Source organism: Serratia sp. CoH_134_PS_4, from assembly GCF_058190535.1.
On record NZ_JBXWKI010000001.1, the window covers coordinates 76,326 to 91,354 of the forward strand.

12 protein-coding genes are annotated in these 15,029 nt (G+C 53.6%); 10 read left to right on the forward strand and 2 right to left on the reverse strand.

What is annotated here, in order from left to right:
- Positions 1–184 precede the first annotated feature (184 nt).
- From pqqU to lpxO, 3 genes are all read left to right on the forward strand, one after another.
- Entirely contained in the window at positions 185–2,332 is a 2,148-nt protein-coding gene (pqqU, locus tag AC2FCQ_RS00405) for a TonB-dependent receptor PqqU (protein WP_490308152.1), read from the forward strand.
- A 684-nt stretch (positions 2,333–3,016) separates the two neighbouring features.
- On the forward strand, positions 3,017–3,802 hold the full coding sequence (gene phoH / locus AC2FCQ_RS00410) for a phosphate starvation-inducible protein PhoH (protein WP_209635493.1): 786 nt from the start codon (positions 3,017–3,019) through the stop codon (positions 3,800–3,802).
- Between the two features lie 235 nt (positions 3,803–4,037).
- Positions 4,038–4,940, forward strand: a complete 903-nt coding sequence (gene lpxO / locus AC2FCQ_RS00415) for a lipid A hydroxylase LpxO (protein WP_209635468.1) — start codon at positions 4,038–4,040, stop codon at positions 4,938–4,940.
- A 40-nt stretch (positions 4,941–4,980) separates the two neighbouring features.
- On the opposite strand, the gene chaA is transcribed toward lpxO, so the two are convergent.
- On the reverse strand, positions 4,981–6,081 hold the full coding sequence (gene chaA, locus AC2FCQ_RS00420) for a sodium-potassium/proton antiporter ChaA (RefSeq protein WP_209635458.1): 1,101 nt from the start codon (positions 6,079–6,081) through the stop codon (positions 4,981–4,983).
- 473 nt (positions 6,082–6,554) lie between these two features.
- Positions 6,555–7,373 (reverse strand): siderophore-interacting protein, encoded by an 819-nt coding sequence (locus AC2FCQ_RS00425; RefSeq protein ID WP_404759365.1) that lies wholly within the window; start codon positions 7,371–7,373, stop codon positions 6,555–6,557.
- A gap of 373 nt (positions 7,374–7,746) precedes the next feature.
- Between AC2FCQ_RS00425 and AC2FCQ_RS00430 the strand changes: the two genes are divergently transcribed.
- The 7 genes from AC2FCQ_RS00430 (at position 7,747) to AC2FCQ_RS00460 (ending at position 14,997) form a co-directional block, all read left to right on the forward strand.
- Positions 7,747–8,442 carry a gamma-glutamylcyclotransferase gene (locus AC2FCQ_RS00430; protein WP_265553816.1) on the forward strand — a complete coding sequence of 232 codons (696 nt, stop codon included), beginning with the start codon at positions 7,747–7,749 and terminating at the stop codon, positions 8,440–8,442.
- Positions 8,443–8,821: 379 nt separating this feature from the next.
- The gene (gene cbl, locus AC2FCQ_RS00435; protein WP_209635451.1) at positions 8,822–9,775 is read left to right on the forward strand and encodes an HTH-type transcriptional regulator Cbl; all 954 of its coding nucleotides are present in this window, start codon (positions 8,822–8,824) and stop codon (positions 9,773–9,775) included.
- A gap of 241 nt (positions 9,776–10,016) precedes the next feature.
- Entirely contained in the window at positions 10,017–11,585 is a 1,569-nt protein-coding gene (locus AC2FCQ_RS00440) for an ABC transporter substrate-binding protein (RefSeq protein ID WP_490308154.1), read from the forward strand.
- Positions 11,585–12,637, forward strand: a complete 1,053-nt coding sequence (locus AC2FCQ_RS00445; RefSeq protein WP_490308155.1) for an ABC transporter permease — start codon at positions 11,585–11,587, stop codon at positions 12,635–12,637. Before AC2FCQ_RS00440 ends, AC2FCQ_RS00445 begins: the two co-directional genes overlap by 1 nt.
- Entirely contained in the window at positions 12,634–13,503 is an 870-nt protein-coding gene (locus AC2FCQ_RS00450; RefSeq protein WP_209635436.1) for an ABC transporter permease, read from the forward strand. Before AC2FCQ_RS00445 ends, AC2FCQ_RS00450 begins: the two co-directional genes overlap by 4 nt.
- Positions 13,493–14,329 (forward strand): ABC transporter ATP-binding protein, encoded by an 837-nt coding sequence (locus AC2FCQ_RS00455; RefSeq protein WP_490308156.1) that lies wholly within the window; start codon positions 13,493–13,495, stop codon positions 14,327–14,329. Before AC2FCQ_RS00450 ends, AC2FCQ_RS00455 begins: the two co-directional genes overlap by 11 nt.
- A complete protein-coding gene (locus AC2FCQ_RS00460; RefSeq protein WP_209635433.1) occupies positions 14,326–14,997 on the forward strand; it encodes an ABC transporter ATP-binding protein in 672 nt (223 codons plus the stop codon). Before AC2FCQ_RS00455 ends, AC2FCQ_RS00460 begins: the two co-directional genes overlap by 4 nt.
- Positions 14,998–15,029: the final 32 nt, after the last annotated feature.

A 15,029-nucleotide genomic window follows, 5' to 3' on the forward strand; every position in this document is an offset into this window, starting at 1 on the left:
GCCTCCTTATTTCAGCTCTTCACGATGAACCTCGGTTAATTAAAATCAACAGTGGCCTTGCGCTATTGATGGACCGGGCTTTAATTAGGCTAACTATTTTCATTTTTTGTTAAAAGCATTAACATGTTGGCCATAACGTTCCAAATGGTTCATATCATTCTGTCCCTTTAACGGCATTCTCCTGATGAAAAGCACTCATAAAAACCGGTTGGCAGTTTCAGCGCTGGTTATTCCGGCTCTACTGCCTGTTTCTGCCAGCTTTGCGCAGGACAAGGATAGCGAACAGACCATGGTGGTCACTGCCAAGCGCAGCGGTCTTTCTGAACTCTCAACCCCGGCGGCCGTTAGCGTGGTCACTGGCGATCAAATCCGTGAAGCACGGCCGCAGATCAACCTGTCGGAAAGCCTGGGTAGCGTGCCTGGTCTGCAAATCCAAAATCGCCAGAACTATGCGCAAGATTTGCAGTTATCGGTGCGCGGTTTTGGCGCACGCTCAATGTATGGCGTGCGCGGAGTGCGTATTTATGTTGACGGCATTCCTGCCACCATGCCTGATGGGCAAGGGCAAACGTCGAACATAGATCTGAATTCGGTCGAAAAAGTGGAAGTGTTGCGCGGGCCATTTTCCGCACTTTACGGCAACGCGTCTGGCGGTATGGTGAACGTGGAAACCGAAACCGGCCAACAGCCCACCCGCCTTGAGGCCAGTTCATACTTTGGCAGTTACGGCACCTGGCGCTATGGCGTCAAGGCGACCGGGGCAACCGGTGACGGAACCCACGCGGGTGATGTTAACTACACCATTTCAGGCACGCGTTTCACCACTCAGGGGTTCCGCGATCACAGCGGTGCGCAGAAAAATCTTGGTAATGCCAAGCTGGGCGTGCGCATCGATGATGTCAGCACGCTTACGCTGCTGTTCAACAGTGTCGATATCAATGCCAATGATCCCGGTGGCCTGACGTCAGCCGAATGGCATGATAATCCCCGGCAGGCGCCACGCGCCGATCAGTACAATACGCGTAAAAGCACGTCGCAAACCCAGGCAGGTTTGCATTACGAGCGCCAAATGGGCGTCAATGATGACTTGAGCATCATGATGTACGCCGGCGAGCGTGAAACCACGCAATATCAGTCGATACCGGTTGCGGTGCAACAACGCAGCGCGCAGCATCCTGGCGGAGTGATTGACCTGACGCGTCACTATCAGGGGATTGATACTCGCTGGACGCACCGTGGCGAACTGGGCGTGCCTTATACCCTGACCGGTGGGCTGGATTATGAAACCATGACCGAACAGCGCAAAGGGTATGAAAACTTTACTCGGGTTAATGGCGTTACGGAACTGGGCACTGAGGGTGCGCTGCGTCGGAACGAGCGCAACCTGATGTGGAATGTGGACCCATACCTGCAAACGTCGTGGCAGTTGTCCCAACAACTGACGCTGGATGTGGGGATGCGTTACAGCACCGTCAATTTCGACTCCAACGATCACTACATCACCGGCAGTAACGGCGATGACAGTGGCAGCGCCAGCTATCACCAGTGGCTGCCGGCCGGCTCCCTCAACTATGCCGTGATGAGCGGTTGGAACCTGTATCTGTCAGCCGGTCGCGGCTTTGAAACACCGACCATTAATGAGCTGTCGTACCGCTCCGGCGATCAGGCTGGGCTTAACTTTGGCTTACAGCCTGCGACCAGTGACACGGTGGAGTTGGGCAGTAAAACCCGTATTGGCAATGGCTTGTTGACCGCAGCCGTTTTCCAGACCGACACACGCAATGAAATTGTGGTAGATGAAAGCAGCAACGGGCGCACCAGTTACAAAAATGCCGGGCAAACCCGCAGACGCGGGCTGGAGCTGGCACTGGATCAGCAGTTCGCTTACGACTGGCGGGTGCAGTTGGCCTGGACGTTGCTGGATGCACGCTACCGCGATGATGTCTGCGGGGACAGCCAGTGCTCGGCGGCGAACAAGGTGCCCAGTGGCAACCGTATGCCGGGCATCGCACGCAACATGGGCTATGCTTCGCTGGCCTGGTCCCCACCGGAAGGCTGGTATGCCGGTGCGGAGATTCGCTATATGAGTGACATCGAGGTGAACGATGCCAACACTGAACAGGCTCCGGCCTACACAACCGTGGGCTTGAATACCGGCTACCGTTATCCGATGGGAAACTGGATGCTGAATGTTTTCGGTCGGGTGGACAATCTGTTCGATCGACAATACGTAGGTTCGGTGATCGTCAATGAAGGCAATGGACGTTACTACGAACCGGCTCCGGGGAGAAACTGGGGCGGCGGAGTGAGCGTTTCTTATACCTTTGAGTAGGCGTGACGAGACGGTACTGACGTAATCAAAGAACACCAGGGCGGGAGCTTTCCCGCCTTTTTTATTTATAAATGGGGTAAGAACGGCAGTTTTTTGTTTGTTTAAAATTTAATCAGGAAACCGAAATGTCATTTGCCGATTTTAATCATAAAGTATTGATATTTAATAATTAAAAAATTTTATTGAATGACATATTCGGCGTGATATAGTGTTCTTGCAGCGGCTGAAAACAAAAAATATTAATCTTTTTTACATTTTAGCAACGCGCGAGAGATGAATGTCATTATACTGTAATCATCTGGCGGTAGTTTTCACACGGTGCACAGCTCGAAGCTGTAAATATCACTGCGGGGATCGCTAATGGTAAAGTCCTTGGTTGGGCTAGAAAGAGAAAATAACAAACCTTTCCTGATGACTCGTTGTAACGAGGGCTCTCTCTCCGACACTCTTTTCCTGACCAAAACGCATTCCCGGCAACACAAACTCTTGTCACTTTCTACTCTACGTTTAATGTCACAATCGCGTTGTCCCGTGAAAAATCGACATGCCGAAATGCCTGCCGGGTATTCACGTTTTCTATTGGCTATCGCTGGCTCAAAAGGGAGCCAAAATCGCATCTGTATGTGAAACATAATCGCACGGCCAGGCCGTTGCGGTAGGTGAAACAAACTGTAAGGTGCCACTATGAGACAAAAAGCAGTGATCAAAGCACGTCGTGAAGCGAAACGCGTTATTCGTCGTGACGCTCGTAGTCATCGCCAGCTTGAAGAAGAGTCCGTAACCTCGCTGGTACAAATGGGTGGTGTTGAGTCTATCGGCATGGCGCGAGACAAGCGCGACAGCTCTCCCATCTTGGCACGAACCGAAGCTCAGGGTCATTACTTAATAGCCATAGATAAGAAGCAGTTGATTTTTGCCACCGGTGAAGCCGGCTGCGGCAAAACATTTATCAGCGCCGCGAAAGCGGCAGAAGCCCTTATACACAAAGAAGTGGATCGGATAATTGTTACTCGTCCGGTTCTGCAGGCGGATGAAGACCTCGGTTTCTTACCTGGGGATATTTCTGAGAAGTTCGCCCCTTATTTCCGCCCGGTGTATGACATTCTGGTGCGCCGCTTAGGATCGTCCTTTATGCAATACTGCCTGCGTCCGGAAATCGGCAAGGTAGAGATCGCGCCTTTCGCCTACATGCGCGGGCGCACCTTCGAAAATGCGGTGGTTATCCTGGATGAAGCCCAGAACGTCACTGCCAGCCAGATGAAGATGTTCCTGACCCGCTTGGGCGAAAATGTAACGGTAATCGTAAATGGTGACATAACCCAATGCGACTTGCCGCGCGGCGTGAAGTCCGGCCTCAGCGACGCGATGGAGCGCTTCGAAGAGGATGACATGATCGGTATCATCCGCTTTGATAAACAAGACTGCGTCCGCTCCGCCCTGTGCCAGCGCACGCTCAACGCCTACAGTTAACACCTGCCTGCTCACCAAAGGCCGCCTCGGCGGCCTTTTTCTTGCCTGCCATTAATCCCCGCTCGTTTAGCTTTTGTGTAAATTATTGTGGTTTTTTGTATAGATTTCCGTTTAATTAGCGTTAATGATTAGTGGTGTTCCGGAAGGGCGACGCGGTTCATCCGCCAAAAGGAAATAACTGGGGTGTACGCTGGATTGGCGTACAGGGTGTTGGGATCTTCAATGCGGTTCAATCATGAAATACATTATTTTACTTCTATTTATTTTATGCGTTGTGTATGTGCATTACCGTGGCCGGGTGCGTTATAACTTCTGGCGGCAGCTTTCGGATCATTCCACCTTTACCGCACCGATGAATGTTTTTATGTATCTGTTTTCACGGGTGCCGACCACGCCTTATTTGAAGCCGGAGCAATTCCCAGAGCTACAGGTGCTGCGGGATAATTGGCAAACCATTCGTGATGAAGGGCAGCAGTTAATGGCGATCCAGCAGATTAAAGCCTCGGATCAATTTAACGATGCCGGTTTCAATTCATTCTTCAAAACCGGCTGGAAGCGTTTTTATCTCAAGTGGTATGAAGACAGCCATCCATCGGCGATGAGCCTGTGCCCGCAAACGACCGCGCTGCTGCGCAGCCTGCCTTCGGTCAAGGCAGCAATGTTTGCCGAACTGCCGGACGGTAGCCGTTTGCCGCGGCATCGCGATCCTTACGCCGGCTCGTTGCGTTATCACCTGGGGTTGATTACGCCGAATGATGACCGCTGCTTTATTGAAGTGGACGGTGAGCGCTACAGCTGGCGCGACGGCGAGGGCGTGATGTTTGATGAAACCTATCTGCATTTTGCCGAAAACCAGAGTGGGCAGAACCGGCTGATTCTGTTTTGTGATATCGAGCGGCCAATGCGTTTTCGCTGGGCGCAAGCTATCAACCATTGGTTGGGCCGCAACCTGATGAGTGCGGCTACCGCGCCAAATGAAGAGGGCGATCGCACCGGTGGCGTCAATAAGCTGTTCAAGTACATCTATGCGGTGCGCAAAGTGGGGAAACGGTTAAAAGCGTGGAACCGTACTGGCTATTACATCATTAAATGGATTTTGTTTGGCGGTATCGCGGCGGGCGTGTTTTTCGCAATCTAGTGTAAAGACGATGGGCGCAGCACGTGCGCCCATCGGTTATTCAGGCAAAGATAGTCATCATATAAGCGGCGAACAGCGCCAGGTGCGCAGTGCCGTTCAGTACGTTGGTTCTGCCGGTCGAGAACGACAGCTGGCACAATAGCAACACCGTCAGCATCACGACGATATGCGGGGTCTGCAGGCCGAAGATCAGCGTTTGCCCGGTCAGCGTGGCGATGATGGTCACCGCGGGCACCGTCAGGGAGATGGTGGCCAGCACGGAGCCGAAGAACAGGTTCATGGCGCGTTGCACCTGGTTGTTCAAGACCGCGCGCAGTGCGCCCAAACCTTCAGGTGACAGGATCAACAGTGCGACCAGGAAGCCGGTAAACTGCGCCGGTGCATTTACCTTGGTCAGCAAACCTTCCAGCGGATTGGCGTTGAACTTGGTCACCGCGATTACCGCAATCAAATGCACCACTAACCAACCGGCATGCCAGGCGCTACTGTGCGAGGAAGGCTTACCGTGGTGCGGATCGCCATCGTCATCTTCGTGCTCGTAGACAAACAGGCTCTGGTGAGTTTTGGTTTGGATAACCAGAAACACACCGTACATAGCCGCGGAAATGACCGCGACCAGCAGCGCCTGACCGGTACTGAAGTTGCCACCCGGCAGGGCACTTGGGAACACCAATACAATCACTGCCAGCGGGAATATGGCCATCAAATACTGCTTAATGCCGCCCAGGTTAACGTATTGGGTTGCAAATTTGCGGCCGCCAAGCAGCAGGGCAAAACCCACCAGCCCGGCACTGACAATCATAATGATGGAATAGAGCGTATCGCGCATCAGCGCCGGCGCGGCATCGCCGGTCGCCATCAACGCGGAAATCAGGCTCACTTCCAGGATGACCACGGACAGGCTGAGGATCAGCGAGCCATAGGGTTCACCCAAACGGTGAGCCAGCACGTCGGCATGGCGGACGACGCTGAAGGCGCTGCTGAGAATACCGATCAGAGCAACAATGTTAATGCCGACGATCAGCGGGAAATTGCTGGTAGTGCCCCACAGATTCAGTACCACCAGTGCGGCAATCGGGAAAAGCAGTGAGTATTCAGTGTGGCGGGATTTGGATCGGCCAGGATCGTTTTGCGACTTCATTTCGATGGTACTCCTTCTCAAACAGCGTGGTCCCGTCATCGCTGACTGCCATTAAGGACAGCTCTGCGCATCCAGAATGTTTACCCGTCGCCTTGCAAGTCGCAGCTTGAAATGCAATGGGTATATTTACATTTAATAATAATAGGATACACCCAGTGGCTCGCGCCGGGGAATGATGTGATGTTGTTAACGTAAAAAAGCCTAGGCTTGCGTTGTCCCTCTTATCCTTCAAGCCGCATTTTTTTAGCTGCGTTGCGATTCGGCTCATCCGTGGCCTCACCTTGCGGGTCAACGCGTGCAGCCGCGATGCAGCAGGATTATTTTGGGGATCTGTGACTAGATTAACAAAAAAACCGCATCGGATGCGGTTTTCTTTACTTACTTTTACGCAGTGAGCTGAGTTTTACTCATTAACGGCACATAAATTGCAGTCTCTGCATCTATTGTATGGTTAATAAAGGGAAAAAATATCGTCAGGCGTCAATATTATCCATAATTTCATGCCGTTTATTATGATAACCCTCTTCATTTAGACCCTCACGCCAGTAAGGTACGGCATAAAGCTGATTACGATCACATTGGCGCTCACGGCGCAGGTAGCGGCGCAGTTCGACCACCAGCCGGTCTTCACCCGCCAGCCAGTATTGGGTGTCGGCTTGTGGCAAGGGTAAGGCGCAAAACTGCGTAACCAATTCTGCTGTTTTCTCGGTGCCACCAATAATCCAGCTCAGTTCAAAGCCCGCAGGTTTTTTCAGGTCGATCACGTCGGCTGCGCTATCGACACGGATAAAGGCATGGCCTTCGCTGGCTGCCGGTAAATTTTCCAACAATGCTGCCAGCGCAGGTAATGAAGACGGATCGCCAGCCAGACAGTAGAAATCAGCCTCTGGCAACATCGGTTTAGGGCCGCCGGGATTGCTGATACCAATTTTATCGCCGGCTTTAGCCTCACGGGCAAAATTAACGGCCGGGCCGCTGTGATCGTGTATAGCAAACTCGATATCGATTTCTGCCTGTTCTGGGCGTACCGCACGGATGGAATAGGTGCGGACGATCGGGCGTACTGCATCTGCCGCCCAGCGTGGGCCATTTTCGGTCAGCGTTGGCAAGTCAGGCTGCATCTGGCCTTCAAGCGGCAGAAAAACCTTAATGTGTGCGGCGGCAGCGTTAGCCGGGTAATAACCCAGGTCGGGCGCAGTAAAGGTGATACGGCGCAGGTGTGGGGTAATATCGCGAATGGCACTGACTGCAATCAGGTAGGGCGCGCGTGAGCGTGGGGCTTCGGTAGTCACGGGGTTCTCCTTATGTTCGTTTGGCGGTGAGTATATCATGCCATTTGATAATGAGAATTGTTTGCTGATTGGCGCAGCGCTAGCCACACAAATCGGTGATTGGGTCGCTCTCGGATCTCCGGGGGTAACGAATGCAAAAAAGCGAAATCTCGACATGCTTAGATTTAGTATTTTAACTTTCGATATTATTGCTCACGAGTACAAATACTTTTTCACCTTAAACATCGTTTGAAACTTGATTGCTCACCGAGAAAAGAATAAGGTCATTATTAACGTGCGAAAGGTAATTAATTAATAAAATTCCGCACTCAATAATTAAGATTGAACAGTGGCTAGGGAGTATGAGCAATCCTATTCCCGGGAGGTTGTTAAGGTGTTAACGCGAGATTTTCTGCAAAATGCGGATTGCAAAACAGCATTCGGCACCATTGAGGAGTCGCTGTTACTGACATCAGAGCAGCGTGCGGCCTCGCTGGATTGTACTTTATCCCGTCGGCCAGATAATAGCCCCGTGTGGGTCTTCGGCTACGGTTCATTGATGTGGAATCCGGTGTTTGAATCTGAAGAGGTGCGACCGGCTACGCTGCATGGCTGGCATCGCGCTTTCTGCCTGCGGCTAACCGCCGGGCGCGGTACGCTGCATCAACCTGGGCGTATGCTGGCATTGAAAGAGGGCGGCAATACCACAGGCTTGGCGTTCCGACTGCCCGAAAGCAAACTGCGCGAAGAGTTGGAGCTGCTGTGGAAACGCGAAATGGTGACCAACTGCTATTTGCCGACCTGGTGCGATCTTCGGTTGGCCGATGGTAAAGTCGTCACCGCGTTGGTGTTTGTCATGAACTCACAGCATCCACTGTTTGAAGAAGACACCAGCCATCAGGTGATCGCCCCGTTGATCGCCAGCGCCAGCGGGCCATTAGGCACCAATGCCCAGTACCTGTTCGCACTGGATAACGAGCTGAAAAACCACGGCATGAAGGACGACTGCATTGGTGACTTGGTTAGCTATGTACAACAGTGGCTGCAACAAAATACCTCAGGCCCTATCGGCGGCGAAGCGACGGCGTGATCAACACCCTGCATTTTCGAGAGGTTCAGCATGCTGAACCTCTTTTCGTTTATCCCCTTCATATTTGGCGGTTCATCCGTCGGTCTTACCTGCGTCGTACCACTGCGATGTCAGTTGAATGATTTAGGCCATATATATCTAATACCTATAGTTAATAACTTTATTCTGTATGAATACATAATCCACAATTTAACTGTGGATATATATCTGTTTAATTTTGAAAGGATTGTTTTATTTTATCCGAAGAAACAATGAATTCACCGTGGTGAAAAATCCACTTAGCATGAAAATGCATAACTAAAGGTTATTTCTTATTTGTCCCCTCAGGTCAGATTCCGTATCACTGTGATTAACAATATTGCTCGACAGGGGGGAGTGGATGAACTTTCAACAATTAAAAATCATTCGGGAATCGGCGCGCTGCAACTATAACCTGACCGAGGTGGCCAACACGTTATTTACCTCCCAATCTGGGGTGAGCCGTCATATTCGGGAGCTGGAAGAAGAACTGGGCATTGAGATATTTATTCGTCGCGGCAAGCGTTTATTAGGCATGACAGAGCCGGGTAAAGAGCTGCTGGTCGTGGCTGAACGCATCCTGAATGACGCCAATAATATCCGCCGTTTGGCGGACGTATTCAGCAGCAACGACACTGGGCAGCTACACATTGCGACCACTCATACCCAGGCGCGCTACAGCTTACCGGGGGTGATTAAAGAGTTCCGGGCGTTGTATCCGCGGGTGCGCGTGGTACTGAATCAGGGCAGCCCCGAGGAAATCGTCGGTATGTTGGCTTCCGGTGAAGCCGATATAGGTATTGCCAGCGAGCGGTTGATGAGTGATGAATCCCTGGCGGCGTTTCCCTATTACCGCTGGCATCACACCATTCTGGTGCCGGAAGGGCATGAACTGACTCGCCAACCGCAGGTGACGCTAGAAATGCTCAGCACCTTGCCGCTGATTACTTATCGACAGGGCATTACCGGCCGCTCACGGCTGGACAGCGCGTTTAAAGCCGCCGGGTTGACGCCGGATATCGCTCTAAGTGCACAGGATTCCGACGTGATCAAAACCTATGTCGAATTGGGGCTAGGGGTTGGCGTGTTGGCAGACATGTCGTACGAGAAGGAGCGCGATCACGGGCTGGTCAGCCTTAACGCGGAACACCTGTTTGAACCCAACACCGTTTGGTTAGGTTTGAAACGCAGTCAGTTACAACGTAACTATGCATGGCGGTTTATCCAGCTATGCAACCCGACGCTGTCGCTGACGGAAATCAAAGACAAGGTATTTTCGTCACAGCTGGATACGGTGATCGACTACCAAATCTGATCCTGAAGATGATGGAAACCGGGCCAGGCGCCGTGCCCGGCGAAAGATAACGTGGATACCGCTTTCAAACCAGGCGGCGTAGATTGCGTGCTGTTAGCAGCGCGTCGCCTGCTTAATAATCAAAATCTCAGCTATAGACATAAAAAGAATATCTATAGTTGTTTAAGTACCTTCGCCTGCCGATGGCTCTCACATACACTCGCGAAATTACTATAAATTCCATCCGGTTGGAGAGATTTTGATGAAAGCGTTCGTTCCCTCTTTGGTGTTTTTGGCTGTGGCAGCCAGTTTCAGTGCCCAGGCGGCAACCCCCGCCAATACCTTGGTGATTGCCCAATCAATCGATGACGTTGTTAGCTTTGACCCGGCTCAGGGGTTTGAATTAACCACGGTGCAGTCGTTCAACAGCCTGTACCAGCGCCTGATTCAGTCAGATCCTCAAAACCCGATCGCGCTTAAGCCGACGCTGGCCAGTGAATGGCAGGCGGGCAGCGATAACCGCAGCCTGACGTTTACACTGCGCCCGGATGCGAAATTCGCCAGCGGCAACCCGTTACGCCCGGAAGACGTAATCTTCTCGCTGTCGCGCGTGGTGAAGTTGAATTTAGAGCCGTCGTTTATCCTCACTCAATTGGGTTGGAATGCGAAAAACGTCGATCAATACTTGAGCAAAGTGGATGACCAACGGGTAAAAATCAGCTGGAGTGAAAACGTCAGCCCGGCATTTGTGCTGAGCCTGCTTTCGGCTCCGGTGTCCTCAATTGTTGATGCCAAAGAAGCCTTGGCGCATCAGCAGGGGGATGATCTGGGTCACCAGTGGCTAAATAGCCATTCCGCGGGCAGTGGTCCGTATAAAATCCGTACCTATGTACCGCACGAGGTGGTGGTGCTTGATGCCAATCCCACCTCGCCGGAAGGCGCACCAAACCTGAAAACCATCCTGATCAAAAACGTACCTGATCCGGCTGCCCGCCGCTTGCTGATTGAGCAGGGGGATGCGGACATTGCGCGTAACCTGGGTGCAGATCAGATGGCGGCCCTGAAAGGTAAGCCGGGTGTCAAGCCGCTGGCTATCCCGTATGCGTCGCTCTATTTCTTGCAGTTCAACGCCAAGGCGTCACCGGCATTGGGTAACCCGGCCTTCTGGGAAGCGGCGCGCTGGTTGTTCGACTATAAAGGCATTGCTGACGATCTGTTGAAAGGCCAGTTCCAGACGCATCAGGCATTCCTGCCAGACGGTTACCTGGGGGCGTTAAAAGATCAGCCTTACAGTTTTAACCCGAGCAAGGCCAAAGACATTCTGGCGAAGGCCGGTCTTAAAAATGTCAGCTTTAAGCTTGAAGTCAACAATCAGCCGCCGTATCTGGATATTGCGCAGGCATTGCAGGCCAGCTTTGCGCAAGGTGGGGTAAAGGTGGATCTGGTGCCGGGCCTCAGTGCGCAAGTCTCTACCAAGGTAAAATCCCTGAACTACGATGCGACGTTGACCTCCTGGGGGCCGGACTATTTTGATCCGAACACCAATGCCGCAGCTTTCGCCTATAACCCGGAAGACGGCAGCAAGACCTTGGCCTGGCGTGCCAACTGGCAAATTCCTGCGCTAAGTAAATTGACGCTGGCGGCAACGGCGGAAAATGACACCGCCAAACGGGTGGCAGATTATCAACAGTTGCAGCAGGCCGTTCAGCAAAGCTCGCCGTTCGTGATTGGCTTGCAGGCGCGGAGCCTGATTGCGGTGCGTGACAATCTCAAAGGCTACGAGCAGGGCATTAACCCTGACATGGTGTTCTACAGCAAGGTCAGCAAGTAATGATAAGCCGTATTCCCTCCGCCGGGTTCGCCCGGCGTAGTTGGCGCTGGGGGCGCAGGCTGTTCACCGGCTTGCTGTCTTTGGCGCTAACGCTGCTTGGTCTACTGTTATTCACCTTTATGCTTTCGCATTTGGCGCCGATTGACCCTACGTTGCAGATCGCCGGCGATCACGCCAGCGAAGCTACTTATGCCCAGGTACGTCACGATCTGGGGTTGGATCAACCTTTGCCGGTGCAATTCTGGCGTTATCTGGTTCATCTGGCCCACGGGGATATGGGCATCTCGCGCATTACTTCGCAGCCGGTCTTGAGTGATTTGCTGCGCACCTTCCCGGCGACGGTGGAGCTGGCGACGTGCGCCATTCTCCTCGGTGCGGTCGGTGGCATTACGCTGGCGTTTCTCGCAGTGATTAAACCGGGCGGATGGCTAGATAACGTGGCCCGTCTGCTGTCGTTGATCGGGTATTCCGTGCCCATCTTCTGGCTTAGCCTGTTGGGGCTGTTGTTGTTTTACGCCACGCTGCATTGGTCTGCAGGGCCGGGCCGGCTGGACGACATCTATCTGTACAGCATGGAACCCCGCAGCGGGTTTATCCTGATCGACAGTTGGTTATCCGGCGATCGGGAGATGTTCTATAACGCCATCAGTCATTTGTGGTTGCCGGTGGTGGCACTGGCATTACTGTCGATGGCGGGCATCACCCGCTTGCTGCGTGCAGCCATGCTGGAAGAGTGCAATAAAGAGTACGTGACCCTGGCGCGCTCCAAAGGTGCCAGCCGCACGCGCATTTTGTTGCGCCATGTGTTTCCCAACGTGCTCGGTACACTGATTACGGTATTGTCGCTGTCCTATGCCAGCCTGCTGGAAGGTGCAGTGTTGACTGAAACAGTGTTTGCCTGGCCGGGCGTTGGGCGTTATCTGACTACGGCATTGTTTGCCGCGGATACGCCAGCCATTCTTGGCGCGACCTTGTTGATCGGTACCTGTTTTGTGGTGCTTAACGCGCTGGCTGACGCGCTGACCTATTTAGTGGACCCGCGAACCCGATGAGCCAATACCTTTCTGAACATGAACCCCAGAGCGAGCCGGCTGCCGTTTACCGCTCGCGTGGCAAGTTGACCACGCTGACGTTGGGCGCCACGCTGGTGGCGATTTTGATCCTCACCGCACTGCTGGCTCCCTGGTTGGCCCCCTTTGATCCCAATCTACAGCATATAGAGATGCGGCTATTGCCGCCGTCCTCCGGTCATTGGCTGGGGACTGACGGCTTTGGCCGCGATCTGTTGTCACGGGTCATTTATGGCGCGCGGCCAACATTAATTCTGGTGTCATTGATCCTGCTGCTGACCATTCCTATTGGTTTGTTGGTGGGCATTAGCGCCGGTTACCTCGGCGGCTGGGTGGAGCGCATTCTAATGCGTGTCACCGATATTTTTCTGTCATTGCCAAGCCTGGTGATCGCGTTGGCGTTTGTCGCGGTGCTAGGCCCCGGGTTGATGAATGGCGCTCTGGCGCTGGCATTGACCAGTTGGCCGTCGTTTGCCCGGCAGGCACGGGCGGAAACGCTCGCGCTGCGCCGCAGTGATTATCTGGCGGCCGCGCGTATGCAGGGCATTGGCGGTTTGCGGCTGATGGCTGGCCATATATTGCCGTTGTGCCTGCCAAGTGCGGTGGTGCGTGCTGCATTGAGCCTGGGCGGGATTATCTTGTCTGCCGCCGGTTTAGGTTTTCTCGGTATGGGTGTGGCACCGCCCACTGCGGAATGGGGATCGATGGTCGCCGAAGGCAGTAAAGTGATTTTTGATCAGTGGTGGGTGGCCGCCGCACCGGGCGGAGCAATCCTGTTTGCCAGCCTGGCCTTTAACCTGTTGGGCGATGGCCTGCGCGATAAAATGGATCCTCGTCATGGGCATTGATAACAACTTATTGACCGTTGAACGGCTGACGGTGGCATTGCCAGGGGCACAGCCGTTGGTAAAAGGGATTTCTTTCAGCATGGGCCAGGAACGGATGGCGCTGGTGGGCGAATCCGGCTCGGGCAAATCGTTGACTGCACGCGCCTTGATGGGGCTGCTGCCGCCACCGTTACAGTTGCAGGCGCAGCGTTTGACGCTAGGGGGAGACGATCTGACGCGGCTGAATGAACGTCAGTGGAACCGCCTGCGTGGTAACAAAGTGGCAATGGTGATGCAGGATCCCAAACATGCACTGAACCCGACCCAACAAATTGGCCGTCAGGTGGAAGAGCCGCTGTTACTGCATACCCGCCTTGGGCGTGCCGAACGGCGGGAGAAGGTGCTGGATATGCTGGCCGCGGTGGGGTTGCCCGATCCGGTTGCGCTACGTCAACGCTACCCGCACCAGCTGTCCGGGGGCATGGGGCAACGCGTGATGTTGGCGATTGCGCTGATTAACGATCCGCAATTACTGATTGCCGATGAGCCAACGTCAGCGCTGGATCACCAGATGCGCGATCAGGTACTGCAACTGATCGAAAATCTGGTTGAGCAACGTAATATGGGCCTGATTTTGATCAGTCATGATTTACAGCAAGTGGCGCATTACTGCGAACGGGTGCTGGTGATGTACAAGGGTGAACTGCTGGATCAGTTACCTGCCGATCGCCTGGCCACGGCCACTCATCCCTATACCCGCACGCTGTGGTCATGTCGGCCAAGCCGGGAAACGCACGGCAAACAGCTGCCTGTGCTGGATCGTGCGCTGCTGGAGTCACTGAAATGAGCCTGATTACCCTGGACAATCTCAGTGTCAGCCACCGGCAGGGCTATGAATTGCGCACCGTGGTACATGATGTCAGCCTGCATATTGAGCAGGGTGAGTGTTTCGGCCTCGTTGGCCCTTCCGGCTGCGGTAAGTCGTCGCTGCTGTGGGTGCTGGCCGGATTGAATGAACACTGGAGCGGGGAGTTCCACCTGTTGGGCCGTGATCTACAGCCGGGGCGGCCTTTTACCGGCACGCTGCGGCGTGAGGTACAAATGGTCTTTCAGGATCCCTACGCGTCGCTGCACCCCAAACACCGCTTGCTGCGCACATTGGCGGAGCCGCTGAAATTGCTGAAAGAGAGTGATATCGAGCAGAAAATCAGCGCCGGTTTTCGTCAGGTAGGCTTAGATCCCCGTTTGTTGGATCGCTATCCCCATCAGCTTTCCGGCGGGCAGCGTCAACGGGTGGCGATAGTGCGCGCGCTGTTGCTAAAACCCAAGCTGTTGTTACTCGATGAGCCCACCTCGGCACTGGATATGTCGGTGCAGGCGGAGATCCTCAATTTGCTCAACGAACTGAAACAGGCGGGGGATTTAACGATGATCCTGGTCAGTCACGATGCCGATGTTATCGATCACATGTGCGATCGCTCGGTGGCGATGGCGCAGGGCCGGATCCTTGCTTGAGCCTATGCCCGCCAACGTGGCGGGCATATCCA